Origin of the sequence: Arthrobacter sp. EpRS71, assembly GCF_001512285.1 — a bacterium.
Lineage (GTDB): Bacteria > Actinomycetota > Actinomycetes > Actinomycetales > Micrococcaceae > Arthrobacter.
Window position 1 is genome coordinate 449038 of sequence record NZ_LNUV01000004.1, and the last position, 25212, is coordinate 474249.

Genomic DNA, 25212 nt, shown 5'->3' on the forward strand with positions numbered 1-25212 from the left:
AACTCATCCATCAGTTCTGTAAGCCGCTCGATGCGACGTGGGAGTTTGATCGTGCGCTATTGTAGATCTATGCGTGCGATCCTTCTGCTTAGCTAGCCGCTCGGCTTTCATTAGCCGTGCGGCCGCCCCTCCATTGTTGAGGGGCTTTTGTGTGTCCGGGGGTTTCCCGGGCCGCAGCAGGAGTCAAAACCGCCATCGAAGAACAGAAGAGGGCAGCAGTGAGCGTTCAGCCGGAGACAGAGACCGGAACAGCACCAACAGCCGCAGCCGAAGCGCCTGAAGAGGGCGTCTACAGCTTTGCAGCGATGGAAGCCAAGTGGCCGCAGGTCTGGGAAGACCTTAAAGTCTTCACGCCTGCCGACGACGGTTCCAAGGAACGCCGTTACGTGCTGGACATGTTCCCCTACCCCTCCGGCGACCTCCACATGGGCCACGCAGAAGCGTTCGCCATGGGCGACGTCGTAGCGCGCTACCTGCGCCAGAAGGGCTTCGACGTCCTGCACCCCATCGGTTGGGACTCATTCGGACTGCCCGCGGAGAACGCCGCGATCAAGCGAAACGCCCACCCCAGCGAGTGGACGTACGCCAACATCGACACCCAGGCTGCCTCGTTCAAGCGATACGCCATCTCTGCCGACTGGTCCCGCCGCATCCACACCTCAGACCCCGAGTACTACCGGTGGACCCAGTGGCTGTTCAAGCGCTTCTACGAGCGTGGCCTGGCCTACCGCAAGGACTCGCCCGTTAACTGGTGCCCCAAGGACCTCACCGTCCTGGCGAACGAGCAGGTAGTCAACGGTGCTTGTGAGCGCTGTGGCACACCTGTCACCAAGAAGTCGTTGAACCAGTGGTACTTCAAGATCACCGACTACGCCGACCGTCTCCTCGAGGACATGGACCAGCTCAAAGGCCACTGGCCCGAGCGCGTTCTGGCCATGCAGCGCAACTGGATCGGGCGTTCCGAGGGCGCCCACGTGCGCTTCGTCATCGAAGCCACGCAAGACCGTGCCGAGCGCGAAGTCACCGTGTTCACCACGCGGCCGGACACCCTCTACGGCGCAACGTTCTTCGTGGTCGCAGCAGATGCGCACCTGGCGCTGGACCTGGTCACACCCGAGCAGCACGACGCCCTCATGGAGTACCGAGAAAAGGTCAAAGGGCTCTCTGAAATCGACCGCCAGTCCACCGAACGCGAGAAGACCGGCGTCTTCACGGGGCGCTACGCCATCAACCCCTTGAACGGGGAGAAGTTGCCGGTATGGGCCGCCGACTATGTCTTGGCCGACTACGGTACAGGCGCCATCATGGCCGTCCCCGCACACGATCAGCGCGACCTCGACTTCGCCAAGGCCTTCGACCTGCCCGTCCGAGCAGTGTTCGAGACCGGGGACGAGGAGCCGGCCGAGACCGGCTTGGCTTCGACAGGTGAAGGAACGCTGAAGAACTCCGGCGAACTGGACGGGCTCACCAAGGCTGAAGGCATTCCCGCAGCGATTGAGATCCTCGAGAAACTGGGAACCGGAGAGAAGTTCGTCAACTTCCGGCTGCGTGACTGGCTGCTGAGCCGCCAACGTTTCTGGGGTACCCCTATTCCCATCATCCACTGCGGTGAATGTGGCGAAGTCCCTGTCCCCGATGACCAGCTTCCGGTCAGGCTGCCGGACAATTTGCGCGGTGAGGCGCTGTCGCCGAAGGGAACTTCCCCGCTGGCCTCCGCCGTCGAGTGGGTCAACGTTGAGTGCCCCAACTGCGGACGGGCTGCGCAGCGTGATACAGACACCATGGACACGTTTGTGGACTCGTCCTGGTACTTCCTGCGGTTCGTGTCGCCCGATTACACCGAGGGCCCGTTTGATCCCGAAAAGATCAACAACTGGATGCCGGTTGGACAGTACGTGGGCGGCGTGGAGCATGCCATCCTGCACCTGCTCTATGCACGCTTCTTCACCAAGGTCATCAAGGACATCGGCCTGATTGAGGCCAACGAGCCGTTCTCGGCCCTGCTCAACCAGGGCCAGGTACTCAACGGCGGCAAGGCCATGAGCAAGTCCCTCGGCAACGGTGTGGATCTGGGCGAGCAATTGGACAAGTTCGGTGTTGACGCCGTACGGCTCACCATGGTCTTCGCCTCCCCGCCGGAGGACGACGTCGACTGGGCGGATGTTTCGCCGTCGGGTTCGGCCAAGTTCCTGGCGCGTGCCTGGCGCCTCGGCCAAGACGTCAGCAGCGAGCCCGGTGTTGATCCTGCTGCCGGTGACCGTGCCCTGCGCACCGTGACGCACAAGACCATTGCCGACGCCGCTGATCTCCTGGACAACAACAAGTTCAACGTGGTGGTTGCCCGCCTCATGGAGTTGGTCAACGCCACGCGCAAAACCATCGACTCGGGCGCCGGTGCGGCAGATCCCGCCGTTCGTGAAGCAGTGGAGGCCGTAGCGGTCATTCTCAGCCTGTTTGCGCCGTACACCGCAGAGGACCTGTGGAACACCCTCGGCCACCCGGCCTCCGTAGCAAATGCTGGCTGGCCGAAGCACGACGACGCACTGCTGGTGCAGGACACCGTCACCGCCGTGGTTCAGGTCCAGGGCAAGGTTCGCGACCGCCTGGACGTTTCGCCGGACATCACCGAGGACGAGCTGCGAGAGCTCGCCTTGGCCTCGGAGAACGTCCAGCGGGCCTTGGATGGCCGCGGCATCCGTACGGTTATCGTGCGGGCACCTAAACTGGTGAACATCGTTCCTGCGTAGCAGGAATTGTGCGGCCGCCGGCACTTTGCCGGCGGCCAGCCATCATCTTTGGAGGTCGCGTGCCTGAGCGAGAACCACCCGCATGGATGTGGCTCAAGGAAAGAGTGGCGCGTCTCCGCCAGCCCACCGCCCCGGTTGCTACCGCGGACGTGCCGCTGGCCGCCGTCGTCAAGACAGCAATCGTCACCGATTCCGCAGCTGCCCTCCCACCGGACTGGGTGTCAGCTTTTACTGCCGACGGACGGCTCGCCGTTGTCCCCATGCCAGTCATGGTCGGGACTGAAATCTACGGCGAGGGCGAAGACGACATCACCCAGACCCTGTCCTTGGCTCTCGCTTCCGGCGCCGCGGTGAAAACGTCGCGGCCGTCGCCCGGGCAGTTTGAGCAGGCTTACCTCGCTGCGCAACGGAACGGCTTCGAGTCTGTAGTGTCCATCCATATTTCGTCCGAACTCTCCGGGACCGCTGACGCTGCAAGGCTGGCCGCAGCGAGGGTCACCATTCCGGTCGAAATAGTGGATTCGCGCACAGTGGGAATGGCCCAGGGAATGGGCGTGCAGAGTGCCGTTGTAGCGGCGGCCGATGGCCAAATGGCGGCTGAAGTCCGCGGCTTCGCCGAAAAGCGCATGGAGCGCACCAAGGTCTACTTCTACGTACCCAGCCTCGAACAATTGAGGCGCGGCGGCCGCATTGGCGCGGCGGCTTCCCTGTTCGGTACCGTCCTGGCTATCAAGCCCATCCTGGCGGTCGACGGCGGCAGGATAGTACCGCTGGAAAAAGTCCGTTCCGCTGTGCGCGCCATAGCCCGCTTGGAGGAGATCGTCGCCGACGACGTAGCCTCCCGCCCCGCCGGCCAGCAACGATTGGCAGTGCACCACTTTGGCAATCAGCTGGAGGCCGAAGCCTTGGCTGCCCGGTTGAACGAGAAATTCCCGGATTGCCCTCCACCCCAAATCAGCGCCCTCCCGGCTGTTTTGGCGGCGCATGCCGGATTGGGAGTGCTCGCAGTCATCGTGGGTGAGAGCAGTACACCTACGGGCTGAGGCTTAGATCCCCTTATCCACATAGAGCATCTTGTGCGCGTCGTTCCCGTGGAGGAGCCATAGGCTCGAAAGATGCCACGCCGGAACCGGGACGCCTCCCAAGATGCCGCAACGCAGGCAGCCCGGCAGCGCTTTGACTCCCGTATGGGCACCCGCCCCCAATCCCCGCCGCTCTTGGAGTTGCCTCCCGAGCCTGGCCCTTACCCTGAGGATTCAGAACCGGAAGCCCCTGCGAGTCCCCCGCGGACCAGGTGGAGGACCCCGTGGCGGGTGGCTGCCCTCGTGGCCATCGTTGGAGCTGGCATCATTGCATGGCACTTGTGGCAGTCCGCTGTTGGGCAATCGCGTACCGAACCCCTCAGCCCTTCATCTTCTTCCGGCCCTACAGTTTCTTCCGGTCATACAGAGCAGGAGGCCCCGGTATCTCCGCAGGCAGAAGCCACAGGCGACGGCGGGAGCGTGGTGGTGCACGTCGCCGGTGCTGTGCAGAAACCCGGTGTGGTGTCGCTCCCGCAGGGCAGCAGGGTCTTTCAGGCAATAGAGGCAGCCGGGGGTGCTGGGCCCAAGGCGGAACTCAATGGGATTAATCTTGCAGAGGTGCTCAGTGACGGCGTCAAAATTCACGTACCGGTGATCGGGGAGGTGCAGCCCCAGCCCAGCCCGCTGGCCGAAGGTTCTGGTAGCTCCGATGGGACCGCGGCCCCTGCGGTCAAAGGAGCGAAGGTCAACATCAACACTGCGTCACTGGAAGAATTGGGCACTCTGCCCAGAATCGGGCCCGTGACTGCACAAGGAATCATTGACTGGCGGAAAGAGCATGGCTCCTTTGCTTCTGTTGATGAACTCGATGCCGTTGACGGCATCGGGCCCAAGCTCATGGAGTCCCTCAAGGATCTCGTGACGGTGCAGGGTGGCTAAGTCGGCGGGCGCGCCAGCTCGTGCGGGCGGCTCAGCGTCGCCGATGCGCACGGATTTGAGGCTTGTCCCTACGGTGCTGGTCACATGGTCCGTTGCTCTGCTCGGGTCCTTGATCGACGCAACGTGGTCCGGGGCGCTGGCGGGAGTCCTGGCCCTGGCGGGGCTTCTGCTGCTGGCAAGGGCACGGCGTCATAGGCCAGCCGCGCAACGGGCAAGTACGATTTCTGCAACCCTCGCCTTGGCAGCCGTCCTGGGCGTGGCAGTGGCGGTTAGTTGTGCTGTCACGGCCAACACGCGGGAGGTGGGCCCCCTCGCTGAAGCTGTGTCAGGCGGAAGCGGTGTCCTGATTGAAGTGCAGATCACCGGAGTTCCTGCTGAGGTCCCCGTGCCGGGACACTCCAGCGGACATCGATGGTCCGTTACTGCGGGTTTGGTCAAAGTCACCTCCAAGGGTTCTGTGACCCAAGGCGCCGCGGACGTGATGGTGGTTGGTGGAAATGGCTGGCAAAACGTGCGGCCGGGGCAGCACGTCAGAACGTCAGGAACGTTGAAGGCTGTGCGGGAAGGACAATCGCAGGCGGCACTGCTGTCCGCTTCCTCTGCTCCCGTCGTCATCGGCGCGGCTTTTGATGTCCGGCAGTCAGCCTTCGACGTGCGAAGAGAATTCGTCGCAGCATCGGCGTGGTTGCCTTCGGACCCTGCCGGCCTGATGCCGGGGATGGTCACCGGAGACACCAGCGCGCTGCCGGAAAGCCTCGAGGCAGATATGAAGACAACAGGAATGACACACCTCACCGCGGTCAGTGGTGCCAACTGCAGTTTGGTCATGGGAGGTTTCGTTCTCTTGGCGAGATGCCTCAGGTTGACCCGCCCGCTTGCCGGAGCTTTTGCTGCATGCGGTCTGACGGCTTTTGTTGTGATGGTCGGTCCCGATCCGAGTGTTCTACGGGCTGCTGTCATGGGGACCGTGGGGTTGGCTGCCTTGGTTGGGGGCCTGCGGGGTCGGTCCCTGACCTTTCTCTGCCTTGCCACCATCATTCTGTTGCTGCTGGATCCGGGCATGGCTGCAAATGTCGGCTTCCTCCTGTCCGTCCTGGCAACCTTGGGTATCGTCTTGCTGGCCGGCCGCATGGCGTCGTGGGTACCTTCCGTCGTGCCGCGCTGGCTGGCTGCCGGATGTGCCGTACCGCTGTCCGCCCAATTGCTGTGTGGCCCGGTCATCGTGGCCCTGCAGCCGCAGTTCACACCGTATGCCCTGATCGCCAACGTGGTGGCTGGTCCTTTGGTAGCGCCGATAACGATCTTCGGAACCGTTGCCGTTCCGCTGGCTGTGGTCTTTCCTTGGCTGGCGGTGGTGCCCGTCGCTGTGGCCGGGGGATGCGCCGGAGTTGTGGCCGGCATAGCCCGGTTCTTCGCCCATTTGCCCGGGGCGGCCCTGCCATGGGCGGAAGGTCCAGCAGGGGTGTCGGCCATGGTGGCCCTCTCACTCCTGTCCGGCCTGGTGGTCTGGATGATGCTGCACCCGGCAGGAGTGATGTATCACGTCATGACGTTGCATCGCGGGGTAATGCTGATTCTGGAGCGCGGCGGACGGCGTAACCATGGCAGACTTGAAGCCTGCAAAAAAACGTCCGGAAGGAACCACCTGTGGCTGCTGCCCAAAACACCCGGGCCAAGAGCGTCGCGGCGAACAACGTCAGCTGGCGGGAGGCGACGCCGGCCGCCGTAGTCCTGATCATGGGCCCGGAAGAGTACCTGGGTATCCGCGCCATGGATGGCATCCGCAGCCACGTACGGGCCGCTACTCCGGACGTCGAACTCAGCCGGTTGAATGCGGGCTCCTACGAGGCCGGTTCTTTGGCTATGGCCGTCACGCCCTCCCTCTTCGGGGAGGACAAGCTCATTGAGGTTGAGGGTCTTGAAGCCATGAACGATGCTTTTCTGGCCGACGGATTAGCCTATCTTCAGCATCCGGACCAGGACGTTGTGCTCGTCCTGCGCCATGCCGGGGGAGTGCGTGGCAAGAAGCTGCTCGACGCCGTGAAATCCGCCGGCTGGCCCGTCATCGATTGCCAGCCCCTGAAGAAGGACTCGGACAAGACCGCATTCGTCGTCTCTGAGTTCAGAGCCGGTGGGCGCCGCATAGAAGGAGAAGCTGTCCAGGCGTTGGTCAATGCGGTGGGCGCCAACCTCTCAGAACTCGCTGCGGCCTGCAACCAGCTCATTGCCGATGCCACCACTGCTGTCACGGCTGAAACAGTGGAGCGCTACTACGGTGGCCGGGTGGAAGCCACGGCCTTCAAGGTTGCCGACGCTGCCATGGCCGGCAACGGACCTGTGGCATTGTCCACCCTTCGTCACGCCCTGGCCACTGGCGTTGATCCGGTTCCCTTGGTTGCGGCACTTGCGGCCAAGCTGCGGACCCTGGCCAAAGTTGCCGGTGCCAACGGATCTCCGTCCACCATCGCCAAAAATCTGGGAATGCAGCCCTGGCTTGTGGAGCAGGCACAGCGAGACGTGCGCCGCTGGACCCCGGAAGGTTTGATCCGCTCTATCCAGGTCATCGCAGAAGCCGACGCCCAGGTGAAGGGCGAGTCGCGGGACCCGGTGTACGCAGTGGAGCACGCGGTCACGGTGATAGCCACCTCGGCCAGCCGCCGTTGACGTCGATCGGCGTTGAAAGATGCGCTTAAACCCAAAGGCCGGCGCCCCATGGGGCGCCGGCCTTTTGATCAGCTCAGTCGAACTGGAAAAACCTTAGAGTGCGTTGACCTTCTTGGAGATCGCCGACTTGCGGTTTGCAGCGTTGTTCTTGTGAATAACGCCCTTGCTGACAGCCTTGTCCAGCTTGCGGCTGGCAGCAACAAGTGCAGTTCCAGCAGCATCCTTGTCGGCAGACTCAACGGCGGTGTTGACGGCGCGGATGGCCGTCTTCAGCTCAGACTTGACGGCGTTGTTACGCAGGCGAGCCTTCTCGTTGGTGAGGATGCGCTTCTTCTGGGACTTGATATTAGCCACGTATGAACTCTCTTTTTAATGCGGAAATGGTCTAGAGGGTTTTCAGGTTGGCCATCGACTGAGCGGCGTGGGGATGCCTATGGCAGCCAACCATGTGTGGCCGTCGACCTGCACGGACACACAGCTATAAAGGATAGCAGAAAGTCGGAGCCCCCGCAGACCCCGGGGACCGGCGCCGCTATCCCTGCTCTTGAAGGGCCCGGACCACCTCGTGGAATTGCGGCTTACCCAAGACGGCGCCCTCGCGCCGGATGGCCCCCGGATCCACCCGGATGATGCGGCCGACGTTGATCTCACTGGGCCGGCCTTGCCGATCCCAGGGGCCTGCGCCAATATCAACGTAGTCTCCAGCCCTGTTGCCGTTGTCATGGTCCTTGGACGTCAGCATGAGGCCCAGGAGCCAGGGGCCGTCCCGGCCAATCAGAAGGACGGGCCGGTCCTTGCCTTGCGTGTGGTCCTCTTCGTACGGGACCCAGCTCCACACAATCTCCCCGGGATCGGGCTGGCCATCCGGCTTGGGGGAGTAGGTCATTTTAACCGAACCGCGGAAGTCGCCAGGGTAGGAACTGGATTGACGCCCGACGGCGGCCCGCCGGGTTCGCTGCTTGGAAGGGGCCTGCCGGGACGGGCTTGACGGGGCTCCGGCTTTGGTGGTGCTGCCTCGGAATGCCTTGACGGATCGCAGGAGAAGTTTGCCCAAAGGGCGCAAGTCGAAAGCCATGTGACAACGCTACAGCCGGATGCTGCCAGAGCCGGATGCGCAATGTACGGCGAAGCGCCGGTTCATGGGAGACTAGAGGATCAGATGCGCGGCGTGTTCCGGCTGGCCTATGCCCAGTTACAGGAATTGCCGTGTGAGTGTCGACAGTAAGGATCCTGCGTGTCTCCCATGGCCCGCACCGCACCGGTGCCCGCCGCAACAGATCCGGCCATCATCCGGAACTTCTGCATCATTGCCCACATTGACCACGGTAAGTCCACCTTGGCCGACCGCATGCTGCAGTACACCGGCGTCGTTAAGCAACGCGACATGAAGGCCCAGTATCTGGACCGCATGGATATCGAACGTGAGCGCGGCATCACCATCAAGTCCCAGGCTGTCCGCATGCCGTGGGAACTGGATGGCAACAGCTACGCGCTGAACATGATCGATACCCCTGGCCACGTCGACTTCACCTATGAGGTTTCCCGCTCACTGGCCGCCTGTGAAGGCGCAGTGCTGCTGGTGGATGCTGCCCAGGGCATCGAGGCCCAGACTCTTGCCAACCTGTACCTGGCGATGGAAAACAACCTCACCATCATTCCTGTGCTGAACAAGATCGACCTTCCGGCCGCCCAGCCCGAGAAATATGCGGCAGAGCTTGCCAATCTCATTGGCGGCGACCCCGAGGACGTCCTCAAGGTTTCGGGTAAGACCGGCGTTGGCGTGGAAGCGTTGCTGGACAAGATTGTCCGCGATCTTCCCGCGCCCGTTGGCGATCCCAATGCTCCAGCCCGCGCCATGATTTTCGACTCCGTCTATGACACTTACCGCGGCGTGGTGACCTACGTCCGCGTGGTGGACGGCATGCTCCACCCGCGCGAACGCATTCAGATGATGTCCACGCGGGCCACGCACGAGCTCTTGGAGATTGGTGTCAGTTCCCCGGAGCCCACGCCGTCCAAGGGTCTTGGTGTGGGCGAGGTGGGTTACCTGATTACGGGTGTGAAGGATGTCCGCCAGTCCAAGGTTGGAGACACTGTCACTAACCTTGCAAAGCCGGCGTCGGAGTCGTTGAGCGGTTACGCCGACGCCAAGCCGATGGTGTTCTCCGGTCTTTACCCGTTGGACGGCACGGATTACCCGGTACTCCGTGACGCTCTCGAAAAGCTGATGCTCAACGATGCCGCGCTGGTCTATGAGCCCGAGACGTCCGCGGCGCTGGGCTTCGGTTTCCGTGTGGGGTTCCTGGGTTTGCTCCACCTCGAGATCACGCGTGAGCGCCTCGAGCGGGAGTACAACCTTGACCTCATTTCCACGGCTCCCAACGTGGAGTACGAGGTAACCCTCGAGGACAAAAAGGTCATCCACGTGACCAACCCCAGCGAATATCCCACGGGCAAGATCTCTGAAGTCCGTGAGCCGATGGTTTCGGCCACCATCCTGGCGCCCAACGAATTCGTGGGTTCCATCATGGAGCTGTGCCAAAGCCGGCGCGGCCAGATGCGCGGCATGGACTATTTGTCCGAGGACCGCGTGGAGCTTCGATACTGGATCCCGTTGGCCGAGATTGTGTTCGACTTCTTTGATCTCCTGAAGTCCAAGACCCGCGGCTACGCCTCGCTGGACTGGAAGGCCGACGGCGAGCAGGTTGCTGACCTCGTCAAGGTAGACATCCTGCTGCAAGGTGAACAAGTGGACGCTTTCAGCGCCATCACCCACCGCGACAAGGCTTACGCCTATGGTGTGATGATGACGGGGAAGCTCCGTGAGCTTATTCCCAGGCAGCAATTTGAGGTGCCTATCCAGGCCGCCATCGGATCGCGCATCATTGCCCGCGAGAGCATCCGCGCCATCCGCAAGGACGTTCTTGCCAAGTGCTACGGCGGTGACATCACCCGTAAGCGCAAGCTGCTTGAGAAGCAGAAAGAGGGCAAGAAGCGCATGAAGATGGTGGGTCGCGTGGAGGTGCCCCAGGAGGCATTCATCGCAGCCCTGACCACCGATGAGTCCAAGGACAAGGCCAAGAAGTAAATGCCCAGCGTCCTACCTTTGGGCGACCCTGCACCTGCGGATGGCATCTTGCCTCCGCAGGTGTTGGCCGGCGTCGAGCACCGCAAGTTCGGGCTCTATGTCCACATACCGTTCTGTGCAGTGCGATGTGGCTACTGCGATTTCAACACTTACACAGCCACGGAACTCGGTGGCGGCGCCTCTCAGGACGCGTACGCTGCGACGGCGGTCTCTGAACTGGATTTCGCCTCGCTGGCACTGGATTCCTCAGGGCTGCCCCGACGTCCCCTCAGCACTGTTTTCTTTGGTGGTGGCACTCCCACGCTTCTTCCGGCGGAAGACCTGGCGCGGATCCTGAAGGCCGCCATCGGCCACTGGGGCCTTGCAGCCGGCGCCGAGGTCACTACCGAGGCCAACCCTGATTCCGTGACTCCTGAATCTCTGCAGGTTCTGGCCGATGCAGGCTTCACCCGGGTCTCTTTTGGCATGCAGTCGGCTGTCCCGCACGTCTTGAAAGTCCTGGACCGCACGCATACGCCCAGCCGGGTGCCCCTTGTTGTGCAGTGGGCACGTGAAGCGGGCCTTGCTGTCAGTCTGGACCTCATCTACGGCACACCCGGAGAGTCCATGGCTGACTGGCAGCTGTCACTCGAGACAGCGTTGTCCTACCAACCTGACCACATCAGTGCCTACGCGCTGATCGTGGAGGACGGCACCAAACTTGCCGCCCAGATACGGCGCGGTGAGGTACCCGGCATTGATGACGACGACCACGCCGCCAAGTACGAGCTGGCTGACTCATTGATCTCCGCAGCGGGCTTGAACTGGTATGAGGTCAGCAATTGGTCACGTACGCCGGAACAGGCTTGCCGGCACAATCTCGCCTACTGGCGGGGAGATGACTGGTGGGGCATCGGGCCGGGCGCGCACTCACACGTAGGAGGCGTCCGCTGGTGGAACGTCAAGCACCCCACTGCATACGCTTCAAGGCTCGGGAGTGGAAGATCTCCGGCTGCCGGGCGGGAAACTCTCGACGCCGAAACCCGGGAAGTCGAGCGCATCATGCTTGAGGCCCGGCTTGGCACAGGGTTGTCCGTGGATGCCTTGGGCGCGATCGGACGGCACGCGATGGCCGGGCTCATTGCTGACCAACTGGTGGACCCTGTGCAGGCGTTCAAAGGCAGGCTCGTCCTGACGCTGAAGGGCCGGCTTCTGGCTGACGCCGTAGTCCGAAGGATTCTGCCCGACTGACCGCTACTTAATCCAGCGGAGGTTGATTTTGTAGCGGTGAGGTTGCCCGTGGTTGACGCGGATGCCCGCCGAAACGGAGAAGCACGTCAGGGCCACCCAGATTGCGGTGGCGATGACGGCGAAGATGTTGCCAACAACAGGCAGCAAGACCAGGATGTTTGCCAGTACGGCGGCAATGGTGGGAGGCAACGTAAAGTTCAGTGCTTCTTTGGATTCCTGCGCCGTGAACGGTCCGCGATCCTTGAAAATCAAGTAGATCAAAAGGGACGGCAAGCACCCCAGGATGCCGCCAAAGTGGGCCAGCGTAGCCCATTGCCTGTCCTCGCCGGCCGTCAACGGTAGTGCGTTGGCAGGCGCGCCGTGGTACTGGGGCCGGCCTGCGGCGCTGCCCGGTTCTTCAGGAGCGTTATCTGCCACGGTGTCTTCCCTTTGCTGTAAAGATGCTGCGGTGTTGCTGTCCCAGAATACCGGCCCAACACGCTTCCCGGGACCAATGCCCCGTTGACACGGTACTTGCTGATACCGGAGGGTCCTCACCTCAAGGAACAGTCAGGAAATCAATGACTTCTTCGACGCGGCCCAACAGTGATGCCTCAAGGTCTGCATACGTGCGGACTGCGCCCAGGAGCCTTTGCCAGCCCAAGCCTACGTCCTCGGCGGTTTCGTGAGGCCAGCCGAAGGCCCTGAGGATTCCCGTCTTCCAATCGAGTCCTCGAGGCACGGCGGGCCATGCTTCAATGCCCAGCACCTTGGGCCGGATTGCCTGCCAGACGTCCACGTAGGGGTGTCCAACAATGAGGACGTTTCCTGCAGCCCCCGGCACTGTCATGGCGTCGGCGGCGATGCGGGACTCTTTGGAACCGGGGACAAGATGATCTACGAGGATGCCAAGCCTGCGCCCCGAGCCGGGATTGAAATCGGCGATGGCGGATTTCAGATCATCAACGCCATGCAGTGGCTCCACCACGATGCCCTCCACCCGGAGGTCGTCTCCCCAAACTTTCTCGACGAGCTCGGCGTCGTGCTTTCCTTCCACCCAGATGCGGCTGGCCTTGGCTACCTGTGCCCGTTGCCCCTGGACCCTCACGGAGCCTGAGGCCGTCCGGCCGGACGGAACGGCGGACGCGGCAGCGCGTGGGGCGGGAGGCATCAACCGTATGGCCTGCCCTTCAAGCAGGAAGCCAAATCCCAGTTGGAACGATTTGGTCTTGCCCCGCCGGTCTTCGAGGGACACCACGTGCATGCCGCCCGATTTCTCTACACGCGTGACTTCGCCCACCCAGCCCGACTGCACGTCCTCGAGGACCATTCCACGTTGGACGGCGACTTCCGGCAGCTGCCTTTTGGCCGGAGCGGACAGATCCTGCGGACCCCAATTGTTCAAAGCCAAGGGATTCCTACCTTTTGTGCTGGTTTGTGGTGCGGGCCGAAGCCGGCCGCGGCAGGTTTCAATGCTAACAACGGGGTGGCTCATACTAGACTTGTTAGCACTTGGGCATGTTGAGTGCTAAGTGTGGAGTCCGATTGAGATCCCGCGTTGACCGGTCGAAGCGACCATGGCAGTCGTCAGGAGGTGGTGCTATGAGTGAGCCGCGCAAGCTCGAAGTGCTGCGTGCCATCGTTGAGGATTACGTACATTCCAGGGAACCTGTGGGGTCCAAGGCCCTCGTGGAGCGGCACCATCTTGGCGTTTCCAGCGCCACCATCAGGAATGACATGGCCGTCCTGGAAGAGGAAGGCCTGATCGCGGCACCTCACACCAGCGCAGGGCGCATCCCCACCGACAAGGGCTACCGCTTATTCGTTGACCGCATTTCGCAGGTCAAACCTCTCTCCGCGGCCGAACGCAGGGCCATCCATTCGTTGCTTGAGGGCCCGGATGATGTTGATGACATTCTGGAGCGCACCGTAAGGCTCCTGTCGCAACTGACCAATCAGGTCGCCGTCGTGCAGTACCCGCATTCCAACCGCGCTTTGGTCCGTCACGTGGAATTCGTCTTGCTGGCCCCTCAGCAGGTTCTGGTGGTCTTGATCGCGGACACCGGCAGCGTTGGGCAGAAGGTCATCGACGCTGGCTCTGATGTCAGCAATGAGGCCTTGATGCTCCTCAGGTCCCGCTTCCTGGGCAACATTGCCGGCACCCAATTGGCTCTTTTGCCACAAGTGCTTCCCTCCGTTGTTGCCCTGTGTCCGCCGGAGCTCCGCAGCCTGGCGCAGACGTTGGCCCAAGGGCTCCAGTCGCTCAGTGACACCAGCCGGGAAGAGCGAATCCTGATGGCGGGAACGGCAAATCTGGCCCGCTCCAACGTGGATTTCCCACTGAGCATCGGACCGGTGCTGGAAGCACTTGAGGAACAAGTTGTGATGCTCCGGTTGTTGTCTGACATGGGGGATGATCCCCGCGGCGTCACCGTGAGCATTGGACGTGAGAACCCATACGACGGCTTGGCGGAGGCCTCCGTCGTGGCTACCGGCTACGGCTCCGGTGCCAAGGTGGGAATTCTTGGTCCCACCCGTATGGACTATCCCACCACCATGGCAGCCGTTCGCGCCGTGGCCCGTTACCTTTCCCGCATTCTCGGCGGCTGAACGCCGGTCCGAGGAAACATCCGCAGTACAACAAGGAAGAGATACCGACTTTGAGCAGCCACTATGACGTTTTGGGAGTCTCGCCGGAAGCCACCGGGGAAGAGATCAAAAAGGCGTACCGCAAGTTGGCGCGGAAACTGCACCCTGACGTAAACCCCGGTGAAGATGTCGCGGAACAGTTCAAGGCCGTGACGCACGCCTACGAGGTGCTGTCTGATCCCCAGAAGCGGCGCGTTTACGATGCCACCGGCAATGAGAACGGCACGGACAACGGTTTCGGTGGAGGGTACGCCGGCCAGGGTTTCGCGTTCCAGGACATCTTCGACACCTTCTTTGGTGGAGGCGGCGGCCACGGTGGACCAGCCTCCCGTGTCCGTCGCGGCCAGGACGCGCTGATCAGCGTCCGCATCGACTTGAAGGACGCCGTGTTCGGCGTCAACAGGAAGCTCGAAGTGGACACTGCCGTGATCTGCCCCACCTGCGATGGCAGTTGCTGCCGCCCGGGCACCCACCCGGAACGCTGCGACATCTGCGGCGGCAGCGGCCAGGTCCAGCGCGCGGTCCGTTCCATCCTCGGCCAGGTCATGACCGCTGCCCCGTGCGGATCCTGTGAAGGCTTCGGCACAGTCATCAAGGACCCCTGCAACGAGTGCAATGGGCAGGGCCGCATCCGCAGCCGCCGTTCCCTCACCATCAAGGTCCCCGCCGGTGTCGCCACTGGTACACGCATCCAGCTGTCCGGGCAAGGTGAAGCGGGCCCCGCAGGTGGCCCCGCCGGCGATCTCTATGTGGAGATCCGGGTCAACAACGACTCCATGTTCATGCGTGAAGGTGACGACCTTCACGCCACACTGAGCGTGCCCATGACCGCGGCGGCACTGGGCACGGAGCTGCAGTTGGACACCTTCGACGGTGCACAGCACCTGGACGTGAAGGCCGGAACCCAATCCGGAGAAATCATTACCCTGCGCGGCTTGGGTGTTACGCACCTCCGGGGTTATGGACGCGGCGACCTCAAGGTGCACTTGCACGTGGAGACCCCCACCAAGCTCGACCCCGCCCAGGAGGAACTCCTGCAGCAGCTCGCCAAGCTGCGCGGTGAGCAGTTTACCGAGGGAAAGCTTGTGGCAAGCGGCGGAATGTTCGCGAAGCTTCGGGACAAACTCGGTAACCTGTAGCGGTGAGCAATCCGGTTTTCTTTACACCGGCGGGAAGCCTTGACCAGCTGATCCCCGGGTCCACCTTTGTGTTGGAAGGTGCGGAGGCCCGCCATGCCGTCACCGTCAAGCGATTGGCTGCGGGGGAGCCCGTGGACATAGCTGACGGTTCGGGCGTGCGGTTGACTGGCACCGTAGTTGACGCAGGCTCCAGTACCCTCACAGTGAAGGCATCCGAGGTTCTCTTCGAGGACCAGCCGGAGGTCCGCCTGGTGCTGGTGCAGGCCCTTGCCAAAGGCGATCGGGATGAACTCGCCATCGAGACTGCCACGGAGCTCGGAATAGACGCCGTCATTCCGTGGCAGTCCGAGCGGGCGATCGTGCGTTGGAAAGGTGAACGGGCCGCCAAAGCGCACGCGAAATGGCAGTCGGTGGTCACTGCGGCCGCCAAACAGGCGCGGCGTGCTTGGATTCCTGAGGTGCGCTCCATCGTGGACACGGGCGCTTTGGCGAAGGCAGTCGCAGCCGCTGATGTGGCCATCATCCTGCATGAAGACGCCAAGAATCCCCTGCGGACCGTCCTTGAAGAGTCAGTTGCGGTCCGGGCTGGAGATGATGGGTCCCCTCGCGAGGTCCTCTTGATCGTTGGGCCGGAGGGTGGAATCTCGCCACGCGAGGTAACGCGGCTCAGTGACGCAGGAGCCGTGACGGCACTTCTGGGTCACCACGTATTGAGGTCGTCGACGGCGGGACCTGCCGCCGTCGTTCTTGCCAGTGACGTACTGGGCCGCTGGTAGTCAGCCCCTCAGTTATCCGACCCCGCAGTTATCCGACCTTGAACAAGCGGGTGTCAGTGCTCGTTTCGATGGTCGCGCCGGTCTCGTCTACTTGTGAAACCCGCAACTCATACTTTCCGGCTTTCAGCGTGGCGGTGAAGGTGAAAACTCCGTACTGGCCCGGCTCGCCGGCGGCTTGGGTTTGTCCCGTGAGCAGGCCGGTCTTTTCGCCCTTGCTGTTCTCTTGCAGGATTTGCCAGCTGACCGGCCTTGAACTGTCGGTGCTGCGGCCATTGAACTTGACCGTACCCACCGGCAGGGTTGTTTCCTCCTGTGGATCGATGATCCACAGAGGTGCCACCAAAGACGCGTTCCGTTCCATGGGCTGGCCAAGTTTTACCTGCCCGAAGGCCATGTAGTCAGTGTGTCCGTCAACCAGGATGACAACCTGGATTTGCTGGCCGGAGTTGATGAGCCCGGAGGACGAGGCTGCTGCGGTAGCTGTGTAGACCAATTGTTGGACAGCCCGCTGCGCCATTCCGGCGTCGAGGTTTGAGTTGAACGCATCCCGGGAAATATCGACGGTGATGACGTTCTTGCCGGAGATCGATGTTGCCAGGCTCTCCGGGGCCTGCCAGGGCGTGAAGAAGTCGTGGTCCAAAGGTTTTTCGGACATCATGATCCGGAGTGCAGTGGTCACGGGGTTTCCGTCACTGGAGATGTCCCTGAACTCGCGGTAGAGGTAAACCTCTTCCTTGCTGCGTCCAATCCAGTAAACGGGGATCTTGGTGGAGGCCTGCGTGGTTTCCAGCGGTGCGTGGCTGGCCGGGGCGTCCTGAAGGGTAACGGATGGCGAACTGGTGGTGGCCGGGGTGCCGCCACCATTGGCTATGCAACCCGTCAGCAGCAGGACAGCAAGCATCGCAGGCACGGCGATGACGGACTTAGTTCGTCTGCGCGCGCCATCTCCGATGCTTACTGGCTCTGAAATGAGTGTCCTGCCTTACCGTATGTTTTGTGGCAGCCCCTGCCGCCGGGGTGGGACCGCAGGGTGCCGATGCCACCCGCTATGCCAGCTTGGCACATCGTCGACGCCGGTCGGCCGGGATTGGGCGGACAGGCGCCAACTGAAACATGATTGATACCCGCTTGATGCCGAGTTGAGACAAAATGAATGACATGGCTCTGAGGCTCTGATGCTGGCGACGGTTTCAGTTCAGCGGACGCAGGGCTGGCGTAGGATTGAAGAAATTCCGGCATCCGGACAGGCGCACTTAATGGCCACGAATGTCGAATCGATGGCGTTAATATGTCCAACCGGAGGAGAAAAGGCCCTTAGGCCAGCACTATGAGTGAATCTTTGAACGGGCGGCTCAGGACCGGAAACGGCAACCAGCCGCCCACTGAGTTCCCGCACACACTACCGGGTACGCGCACGGAGGTTGTCACGTTCGATAACTCCGACCAGATGGTTCATTCGTTGGGCAGCCATGACGAAGCCCTGCGGTACATCGAGGAACAATTCCAGGACGTCAGTTTCCATGTACGGGGCAACGAGCTCTCCATGACGGGCCCGTCCACCGTTATTCCACGTGTCATGCGTCTCTTGGAGGAAGTTCGCGGGCTTGTGGCGAAGGGGACCGTGGTCACTCCGGACATCCTTCAGCAGCTCGTGTCCCTCCTGAGGGCCCAGTCCGTGCAGAATCCGGCTGATGTCCTGACGCACAACATCCTCTCCAGCAGGGGCAAGACCATACGGCCCAAAACCCTGAACCAGAAGAACTATGTTGACGCCATTGATGACAACACGGTGATTTTTGGCATAGGTCCGGCGGGTACTGGCAAGACGTATCTGGCAATGGCCAAAGCGGTGCAGGCCCTGCAGACGAAGGAAGTGAGCCGGATCATCCTGACCCGGCCTGCCGTGGAAGCGGGGGAGAGGCTGGGCTTCCTCCCCGGCACGCTGAGCGACAAGATCGACCCCTATCTTCGCCCGCTTTATGACGCCTTGCACGACATGATGGACCCCGAGTCCATCCCGCGTCTCATGGCTGCAGGGACTATCGAGGTAGCTCCCTTGGCTTACATGCGCGGACGCACTCTGAACGACGCCTTCATCATCCTTGACGAAGCACAAAACACCACCCCGGAGCAGATGAAGATGTTCCTCACGCGTCTGGGTTTCGGTTCCAAAATGGTGGTGACCGGCGACGTCACGCAGATTGACCTGCCGTCCGGGGCGACGTCCGGCTTGCGGATTGTCAGGGAAATCCTGAAGGGAATTGACGACGTCAACTTCTCCATCCTGGAACCAGCCGACGTGGTGCGCCACCGGCTGGTTGCCGACATCGTCTCCGCCTACAGCACCTGGGATGACGCGCACAGCAGCGATGCGGCCAACAAAGCCGGCGCACAGTACAACCGTGGAGAACGTAAATGAGCATTGAAGTAAACAACGAGTCCGGTGTAGCGGTGGACGAGGCGCAACTGGTGACGTTGGCACGCTTCATCTTTGAGCGTTTGTTCATCCACCCACAGGCGGAACTGTCGATTCTCCTCGTTGATGAACCGGCCATGGAGAAACTGCACATTGAGCTGATGGACGAGCCCGGCGCAACGGACGTCCTGTCCGTCCCCATGGACGAACTCACGCCGGGCACCCCGGACAAGCCCACACCGCAAGGTATGTTGGGGGACATCGCCATCTGCCCGCAGGTGGCTGAGGTTCAGGCGCGCAACGCCGGCCACGCCACTCAGGACGAGATGCTGCTCCTGACCACCCATGGCATTCTCCACTTGCTCGGCTTCGACCATGCCGAGCCCGAGGAAAAAGAAGAAATGTTTGGTTTGCAGCGGGAACTGCTGTCTGAATTCCTGGGCAAGGATGCCCCCATGGAGACCATGCAGTGACCTCGATCATCCTGGTCGGCATGGCGCTGGTTTTCCTCAGCTTCGTTGCACTGCTGACCGCAGCTGAGGCTGCTTTCAACTTCCTGCCCCGGCATGAGGCCGAACAGTCCATAGTGCGGAGCAAGGGCAAGGCGCTGGGGGGCATCCTCAAGAATCCGATCGCGCACATGCGCGCTCTGCGTTTTTGGCGTGTGTGGTTCGAAATGGCGGCAGCAGTCGCCGTCGCGGTTGTACTGCACAGTCTGCTGGACAACGTATGGCTCGCCGGTCTCGCAGCCACGGGCATCATGGCGGTGATCGGCTTCGTCCTGGTGGGCGTTTCGCCCAGGCAGCTGGGCAGGGCGCATTCCGGCCCCGTTGTTCGCTTCACTGCACCCCTTATCAGGTTCCTTTGCTGGATACTGGGGCCCATCCCCGGCTGGCTGGTGGCTCTGGGACAGGCAGTGGCACCCGGCGCGCCGAGCGGTGACGATGCTTTTGTCAGCGAAGAGGAGTTCCGCGAATTCGTGGATCGTGCCGCGGAGTCGGACATGATCGAAGACAACGAGGCAGAACTCATCCATTCGGTGTTCGATTTCGGTGACACTTTGGTGCGTTCCGTCATGGTTCCACGCACCGACATTGTGAGCATCGGTACGGGTTCGGATCTCGAAACGGCGATGGGTCTTTTCCTGCGGTCCGGCTACTCCAGGATCCCGGTGATCGGGGAGAACACCGATCAGATCCGCGGAATCCTCTACCTCAAGGACGTGGCTGCCGCCATGCATCGGAGGGAAACCGGACTTCAAGCCCACGACGTCGACTCGCTCGCGCGCGATGTGCGTTATGTTCCGGAGTCCAAGCCTGTGAGCGATCTTCTCAGGGAACTCCAGAAGGAGTCCACGCATGTGGCCATAGTTATCGACGAGTACGGCGGTACCGCCGGACTGGTCACTCTGGAAGACCTCATTGAGGAGATCGTTGGTGAGATCGTGGATGAATACGACGCCGCCGCCGAAGAGGCAGTCGATCTCGGCGATGGCACATACCGCGTCAGCGCCCGCATGAGCATCGATGACCTGGGCGAACTTTTCGACATCGATCTTGATGACGACGAAGTGGATACAGTAGGCGGTCTGCTGGCCAAAGCCCTTGGTCAGGTTCCCATTGTGGGGAGCGCTGTCGAGGTGAACGGAATATCGCTCCGGGCCGATAGGCTGGAGGGTCGCCGAAACAGGGTCAGCCACATCATTGCGGCAGCCATGCCAAAGGAAGACACTGACTTTGAAGACCTACTCGATGACGCCGACTCAACGCAACAGGGAGTTCCACGTGAGCAAGCAAGATAAGAAATTCGACGCCGACGCAGATTTCGGTGGCTTCCACGCGGGCTTCTCGGTGCTCGTGGGCCGGCCCAATGCGGGAAAGTCAACACTGACCAATGCCTTGGTGGGGCAGAAGGTGGCTATCACCTCGGCCAAACCGCAAACAACACGGCACACCATTCGCGGTATTGTCCACCGCGAAGATGCCCAATTGATCCTGGTGGACACCCCAGGGCTCCACCGGCCCCGTACTCTCCTGGGGAAGCGCCTCAACGAACTTGTGGCCGATACCTTGGCTGAGGTGGACGCCATTGGTTTCTGCCTGCCGGCGAACGAGAAGATCGGACCCGGCGACAAATACATCGCGGCTCAGTTGGCCGCCGTTGGACGTAAGCCCATCGTGGCATTGGTGACTAAAACCGACCTTGTGGACCGTCAGGCGTTGACTGAGCAACTCCTCGCGGTGGCAGCTTTGGGACGCGACGTTCTTGGTGAGCAGGGCTGGGCGGATATCGTGCCTGTCTCCGCTGCCGATGGGTTCCAGGTTTCCACTGTTGCTGACGTCCTGATCAGCCACATGCCGTCGTCGCCGCCGCTATATCCTGACGGCGAGCTGACTGACGAACCCGAGGCCGTCATGATCGCGGAGCTGATTCGTGAAGCGGCCCTTGAGGGTGTGCGTGACGAGCTTCCCCACTCCCTTGCAGTGGTCGTGGAGGAAATCGTGCCTCGTGAAGGCCGGACCGAGGACAACCCCCTGTTGGATGTCCGGGTCAATCTTTACGTCGAGCGGCCCTCGCAAAAGGCGATCATCATCGGCAAGGGGGGAAGCCGCTTGCGTGAGGTGGGGACTAACGCGCGCAAGGGCATTGAGACACTGCTCGGCACACGGATCTACCTCGATCTCCATGTGAAAGTAGCTAAAGATTGGCAGCGAGACCCCAAGCAGTTGGTCAAACTCGGGTTCTAATGGGCAGTACTGGATCCGGCGTGGTTTTGGGCCAGATAAGGAACTTCCCAGAATCGGCAACTATGATTGCGGGGATCCAGCTGTTTGATGAAAGGTAAACCAAATAGTGCGACGTCGTGACGCCCGCCCGCAGGGCACCGGCACCGCTGGCCCCGCCGGGGCACGCCATGGAGAGGATGCCGAAGGCACCCCTCGCCATATGAAGGCGCCCAAAGGCCTGCCACTGTGGTTAAAGATTGTTACTGGCGTTGTGTCCGTAGCGCTGGTTGCCGGTGTCGCCTTCGCTGCTTTTTGGTTTATCCGGTTGCAGACCAACATCACCAAGGCGCCGTTGAGCGCCGGGGAAACGCGCAACGCTGACGACCCCTTGGTCAATGACAAGACGGATCGCTTGCAGATCCTGATACTCGGTTCCGATACACGCGACGGGAAAAACGCTGCATACGGCAGCACCGAGGACTCCACGGGCTATGGTCACTCGGACGTTATGATGTTGCTTGACATTTCTGCGGACAATAAACGCGTCAATGTCCTGAGCTTTCCCAGGGATCTACTGGTGGATGTGCCGCAGTGTACTGACCGTACCAACAACCAGACGTTCCCTGCCCGCAGCGGCGTGATGATCAACGAAGCCATGGCTGAGGCGGGAATCGGTTGCGCCGTGGACACCGTCAACAAACTTACCGGCCTGCAAATCGACCACTTTATGATGGCCGATTTCAACGCAGTCAAGGAGCTTTCCCACGCTGTGGGCGGAGTTAATGTCTGCGTCAGTGATCCCGTGTTTGACCCGGATTCCCGCCTCCGCCTGGCCAAGGGTGATTCCCTGGTTGAAGGCGAGCAGGCATTGGCATTCCTGAGGACCAGGCACGCTTTCGGTGATGGAGGCGACCTCGGGCGCATCAAGGGTCAGCAAGCGTTCCTCTCTTCCCTCACAAGGAAGCTCAAGGATGAAGGAACCCTGGGCAACCCGCAGAGATTGCTGCAGATCGCGGATGTGGTCACCCAGAATCTGACAGTCGATGAGGGGCTGGCGTCCGTTCCCTCACTGCTCACCATCGGTGGGCGACTCAAGGACATTGACGTGTCCAAGGTTGCTTTTGTTGCGGTGCCCACTCAAGCTGCCGCGGTTGATCCGAACAGGTTGGAACTCGTCGAGCCCCAGGCGTCACAGCTGTTTGCCGCACTTCGCGCGGATCTTGACCTCACAACGCCAGGAGCCACGTCCACACCAGCACCCAGTGAAAGCCCGGCCCCGCAGCCCACGGCTGTGGCACCGGCGTATGACAAGGCGATCCAACCAGTGGCCGTTGCCAACGGCAGCGGCGTGGCCACCAGGGCGCAGGAACTCATGACCGTCATCACCGGCAACGGATTCGCGCAGGCAGTGTCCTACCTGGCCAACCCCGTGGACCAGACGGTGCTCTACTACGGGCCTGGGTTTGCGGACGTGGCTGCCGACGTAGCTTCACTGTTCGGTATCCCGGCCGCGCAGGTTCAGGAAGCACCGGGTGTAGCGGGAGTGCAACTTTACGTCGGTACGGACTTTGGAACCGGAACCGCCTACGGCGCAGCCTCAGTACCGTCCGATGTGGTTAACCAGACAGCAAATGACGCCGTGTGCCAACAGGTGAATCCCCTGTACATCGACCAGTAACGTAGCTTCATCTCTTGAGGCGCAAGCTAAAGGCCGGGCCAGTTCTCACTGGCCCGGCCTTTGCGTTTCCGGAAACTACCAGATGCTGACGCGTTCCCCTGGTTCCATCCACATGCCGTCGCCTGCATTGACGGCGAACGCCTTATGGAACGCATCGAGGTTGCGGGCAATGGCGTTGGTGCGGAACTCGTTGGGGGAGTGGGGGTCGGTAGCAAGCCTCCTGATGGCTTCTTCGGCACGGATCACCTGGCGCCAACCGGCAGCCCACGACATGAAGAACCGTTGGAATCCTGTAAAACCGTCAATGACTTCCGGCTCGGCTCCGTTCAGGCTGAGGAGGTAGGCCTTGTAGGCAATCGTCAGGCCACCGAGGTCTCCGATATTTTCACCCAGGGTCAGCTTGCCATTGACCTTATGGTCCGGCGCCGCATAAGGCGACAAAGCATCGTACTGGGCAACCAACTTCGCAGTCAGTGCCTCGAAGGCCTTCCGGTCGTCCTCTGTCCACCAGTTGCGAAGTGCGCCGCTGCCATCGAACTGGGACCCTTGGTCGTCGAAGCCATGGCCGATCTCGTGGCCGATCACCGCACCAATGCCACCGTAGTTCACAGCATCATCAGCATCCGCCGTGAAGAACGGAGGTTGAAGGATAGCCGCAGGGAAGACGATCTCATTGAGCATGGGATGGTAATAGGCGTTGACTGTTTGCGGTGTCATGAGCCACTTTGTCAGATCAACCGGCTTGCCGATTTCGTCCAGATGCCGGTCCACATCCGCGTCATGGGCGCGCTCTACGTTTCCGAGAAGATCCGTGGGGTCGATCTCGACGGCGGAGTAGTCGATCCACTTCTCCGGGAAGCCAATCTTTGGCCGGAATGCGTCAAGCTTCTTGAGTGCCTCTTTTTTGGTGTCCTCGCCCATCCACGCCAAGGAGGAAATGCTCTCCCGGTAGGCTTCGATCAGGTTTGAGACCAGCGTCTCCATCCTTGCCTTATGTCCCGCAGGGAAGTGGCGATCAACATAGATCTGGCCCACGGCCTCGCCGAGGGCTGCTTCGACTACTGCAACCCCGCGCTTCCACCGCTCTTTGTTCTGTGGCGTACCGCTGAGCGTGGTGCCGTAGAAGTCGAAGTTCGTGGAGACGAACCCTGATGACAGGTACGGGGCCGCCGAGCTGAGAACGCGGAGTGTCAGCCATTCCTTCCAGGCTTCCAGCGACTCGGATTCCAGCAAAGCCGCAGCGCCCGCAAAGAAGTCCGGAGTGCTCACCACTATTTCACTCCGCTTTGCTGCGTCTACCCGTGCCGCCTGGAACCACGTGTCGAGCAGGGGGAAGATTGCCACTGCTTCATCTGCGGTCTTGAGGTTGTAGGTCTTTTGGGGGTCCCGCAGGGTGACGTTGTCCCAGTGGTGGGACGCCAAGGCGGTTTCCAGTGCGACGATGCGCTGTGCGGAAGCTTGCGCGTCCGCGATGCCCGCGAGGTTGAAAAGCTTTGAAATGTAATCGCCGTAGGCAGCCACGATGCCCGCGAACTTTTCTTCGCGGTAATAGGACTCGTCCGGCAAGCCCAGGCCCCCCTGCCCGATATACAGGAGGATGCGTTCGGGGTTGCCGGCGTCCGGGGCAGGGTAGATGGAGAAGAGTCCGGAGACGTCTGAGCGGAACAAACGTCCTATCAAGGCAGCCAGTTCCTCCACAGTGCCCACTGCCTGAACCTCATCAAGGCGGCTTCGGACGGGGTCCATGCCTTTTGCTTCGGCAGCTTCTTCGTCCATGAAGCTGGCGTAGAGACCGCCGACTTGTTGTTCGACGCCGGTGGCGGACTCTCCCTTGGCGGCCGCTTCTTCGATGATCGCCTTGACGGCCAATTCGGCGCCATCCCGCAAGGCTGTGAAGGTACCTTCCAGTGGCCTGTCGTCGGGGATCGTTGTGCTGTTGAGCCACGCGCCGTTGACGTGCTGATAAAGGTCGTCCTGGGGCCGGACGCTGTGATCGATATTCGAAAGAGAGATCCCCGATTGTGGCACTGTGGCTCCTTGTGTGGACACTGCAGCCGGCGTTGCCACCGTCGCGGCGTCTGCATAGTGGACGTTGCATGAGGTGTTGCACTGTCATCATACGCATCGTGTTACTGTGAATTTGTGCGTACGGCGATGCT

Annotated in this window: 21 protein-coding genes; 15 read left to right on the forward strand and 6 right to left on the reverse strand. The window is 61.5% G+C overall.

Annotation, left to right across the window (positions count from 1 at the left end; translation table 11 throughout):
• Positions 1 to 218: 218 nt before the first annotated feature.
• The 5 genes from leuS (at position 219) to holA (ending at position 7372) form a co-directional block, all read left to right on the forward strand.
• The gene (leuS, locus tag AR689_RS09560) at positions 219 to 2747 is read left to right on the forward strand and encodes a leucine--tRNA ligase (RefSeq protein WP_062069674.1); all 2529 of its coding nucleotides are present in this window, start codon (positions 219 to 221) and stop codon (positions 2745 to 2747) included.
• An 8-nt stretch (positions 2748 to 2755) separates the two neighbouring features.
• Complete coding sequence (locus AR689_RS09565; RefSeq protein ID WP_062069542.1) at positions 2756 to 3790, forward strand: DegV family protein; 1035 nt, start codon at positions 2756 to 2758, stop codon at positions 3788 to 3790.
• 72 nt (positions 3791 to 3862) lie between these two features.
• Positions 3863 to 4708, forward strand: coding sequence for a helix-hairpin-helix domain-containing protein (locus AR689_RS09570; protein WP_062069545.1), 846 nt, complete (start codon positions 3863 to 3865; stop codon positions 4706 to 4708).
• A gap of 43 nt (positions 4709 to 4751) precedes the next feature.
• Positions 4752 to 6437 carry a ComEC/Rec2 family competence protein gene (locus AR689_RS09575; RefSeq protein WP_062069676.1) on the forward strand — a complete coding sequence of 562 codons (1686 nt, stop codon included), beginning with the start codon at positions 4752 to 4754 and terminating at the stop codon, positions 6435 to 6437.
• The gene (holA, locus tag AR689_RS09580) at positions 6356 to 7372 is read left to right on the forward strand and encodes a DNA polymerase III subunit delta (protein ID WP_062069548.1); all 1017 of its coding nucleotides are present in this window, start codon (positions 6356 to 6358) and stop codon (positions 7370 to 7372) included. Before AR689_RS09575 ends, holA begins: the two co-directional genes overlap by 82 nt.
• Positions 7373 to 7465: 93 nt before the next feature.
• Here the strand turns inward: holA and rpsT are convergent, their stop codons facing one another.
• Positions 7466 to 7726: a 30S ribosomal protein S20 gene (gene rpsT / locus AR689_RS09585; RefSeq protein ID WP_011774926.1), complete on the reverse strand. Its 261-nt coding sequence runs from the start codon at positions 7724 to 7726 to the stop codon at positions 7466 to 7468.
• Between the two features lie 178 nt (positions 7727 to 7904).
• Positions 7905 to 8447, reverse strand: a complete 543-nt coding sequence (locus tag AR689_RS09590; protein WP_062069551.1) for a type II toxin-antitoxin system PemK/MazF family toxin — start codon at positions 8445 to 8447, stop codon at positions 7905 to 7907.
• A 159-nt stretch (positions 8448 to 8606) separates the two neighbouring features.
• Between AR689_RS09590 and lepA the strand changes: the two genes are divergently transcribed.
• Both lepA and hemW read left to right on the forward strand, forming a co-directional pair.
• Positions 8607 to 10460 (forward strand): translation elongation factor 4, encoded by a 1854-nt coding sequence (gene lepA, locus AR689_RS09595; protein WP_011774924.1) that lies wholly within the window; start codon positions 8607 to 8609, stop codon positions 10458 to 10460.
• Complete coding sequence (gene hemW, locus AR689_RS09600; protein WP_062069554.1) at positions 10461 to 11690, forward strand: radical SAM family heme chaperone HemW; 1230 nt, start codon at positions 10461 to 10463, stop codon at positions 11688 to 11690.
• A 3-nt stretch (positions 11691 to 11693) separates the two neighbouring features.
• On the opposite strand, the gene AR689_RS09605 is transcribed toward hemW, so the two are convergent.
• Positions 11694 to 12107: a DUF4870 domain-containing protein gene (locus AR689_RS09605; RefSeq protein WP_062069557.1), complete on the reverse strand. Its 414-nt coding sequence runs from the start codon at positions 12105 to 12107 to the stop codon at positions 11694 to 11696.
• Positions 12108 to 12228: 121 nt separating this feature from the next.
• Positions 12229 to 13080, reverse strand: a complete 852-nt coding sequence (locus AR689_RS09610; RefSeq protein ID WP_062069560.1) for a DUF3097 domain-containing protein — start codon at positions 13078 to 13080, stop codon at positions 12229 to 12231.
• A gap of 191 nt (positions 13081 to 13271) precedes the next feature.
• Here AR689_RS09610 and hrcA point away from each other — a divergent pair, with 191 nt between their 5' ends.
• The 3 genes from hrcA to AR689_RS09625 are packed head-to-tail and all read left to right on the forward strand — an operon-like array spanning position 13272 to position 16233.
• Positions 13272 to 14279 carry a heat-inducible transcriptional repressor HrcA gene (hrcA, locus tag AR689_RS09615; protein ID WP_062069563.1) on the forward strand — a complete coding sequence of 336 codons (1008 nt, stop codon included), beginning with the start codon at positions 13272 to 13274 and terminating at the stop codon, positions 14277 to 14279.
• Between the two features lie 50 nt (positions 14280 to 14329).
• Positions 14330 to 15457 carry a molecular chaperone DnaJ gene (gene dnaJ, locus AR689_RS09620; RefSeq protein ID WP_062069566.1) on the forward strand — a complete coding sequence of 376 codons (1128 nt, stop codon included), beginning with the start codon at positions 14330 to 14332 and terminating at the stop codon, positions 15455 to 15457.
• Positions 15458 to 15459: 2 nt separating this feature from the next.
• Positions 15460 to 16233 carry a 16S rRNA (uracil(1498)-N(3))-methyltransferase gene (locus AR689_RS09625; protein ID WP_062069568.1) on the forward strand — a complete coding sequence of 258 codons (774 nt, stop codon included), beginning with the start codon at positions 15460 to 15462 and terminating at the stop codon, positions 16231 to 16233.
• A 28-nt stretch (positions 16234 to 16261) separates the two neighbouring features.
• On the opposite strand, the gene AR689_RS09630 is transcribed toward AR689_RS09625, so the two are convergent.
• Positions 16262 to 17134, reverse strand: coding sequence for a GerMN domain-containing protein (locus AR689_RS09630; RefSeq protein ID WP_062069571.1), 873 nt, complete (start codon positions 17132 to 17134; stop codon positions 16262 to 16264).
• 426 nt (positions 17135 to 17560) lie between these two features.
• Between AR689_RS09630 and AR689_RS09635 the strand changes: the two genes are divergently transcribed.
• From AR689_RS09635 to AR689_RS09655, 5 genes are all read left to right on the forward strand, one after another.
• On the forward strand, positions 17561 to 18652 hold the full coding sequence (locus AR689_RS09635) for a PhoH family protein (protein ID WP_062069574.1): 1092 nt from the start codon (positions 17561 to 17563) through the stop codon (positions 18650 to 18652).
• The gene (gene ybeY, locus AR689_RS09640) at positions 18649 to 19122 is read left to right on the forward strand and encodes an rRNA maturation RNase YbeY (protein WP_024816790.1); all 474 of its coding nucleotides are present in this window, start codon (positions 18649 to 18651) and stop codon (positions 19120 to 19122) included. The genes AR689_RS09635 and ybeY overlap by 4 nt, the downstream gene beginning before the upstream one ends.
• The gene (locus tag AR689_RS09645) at positions 19119 to 20450 is read left to right on the forward strand and encodes a hemolysin family protein (RefSeq protein WP_062069577.1); all 1332 of its coding nucleotides are present in this window, start codon (positions 19119 to 19121) and stop codon (positions 20448 to 20450) included. Before ybeY ends, AR689_RS09645 begins: the two co-directional genes overlap by 4 nt.
• On the forward strand, positions 20434 to 21396 hold the full coding sequence (gene era, locus AR689_RS09650) for a GTPase Era (protein ID WP_062069579.1): 963 nt from the start codon (positions 20434 to 20436) through the stop codon (positions 21394 to 21396). The genes AR689_RS09645 and era overlap by 17 nt, the downstream gene beginning before the upstream one ends.
• Before the next feature lie 106 nt (positions 21397 to 21502).
• Positions 21503 to 23053, forward strand: coding sequence for an LCP family protein (locus AR689_RS09655; protein ID WP_062069581.1), 1551 nt, complete (start codon positions 21503 to 21505; stop codon positions 23051 to 23053).
• A 75-nt stretch (positions 23054 to 23128) separates the two neighbouring features.
• Here AR689_RS09655 and AR689_RS09660 read toward each other — a convergent pair whose 3' ends face one another.
• Entirely contained in the window at positions 23129 to 25081 is a 1953-nt protein-coding gene (locus tag AR689_RS09660; protein WP_062069583.1) for a M13 family metallopeptidase, read from the reverse strand.
• Positions 25082 to 25212 lie beyond the last annotated feature (131 nt).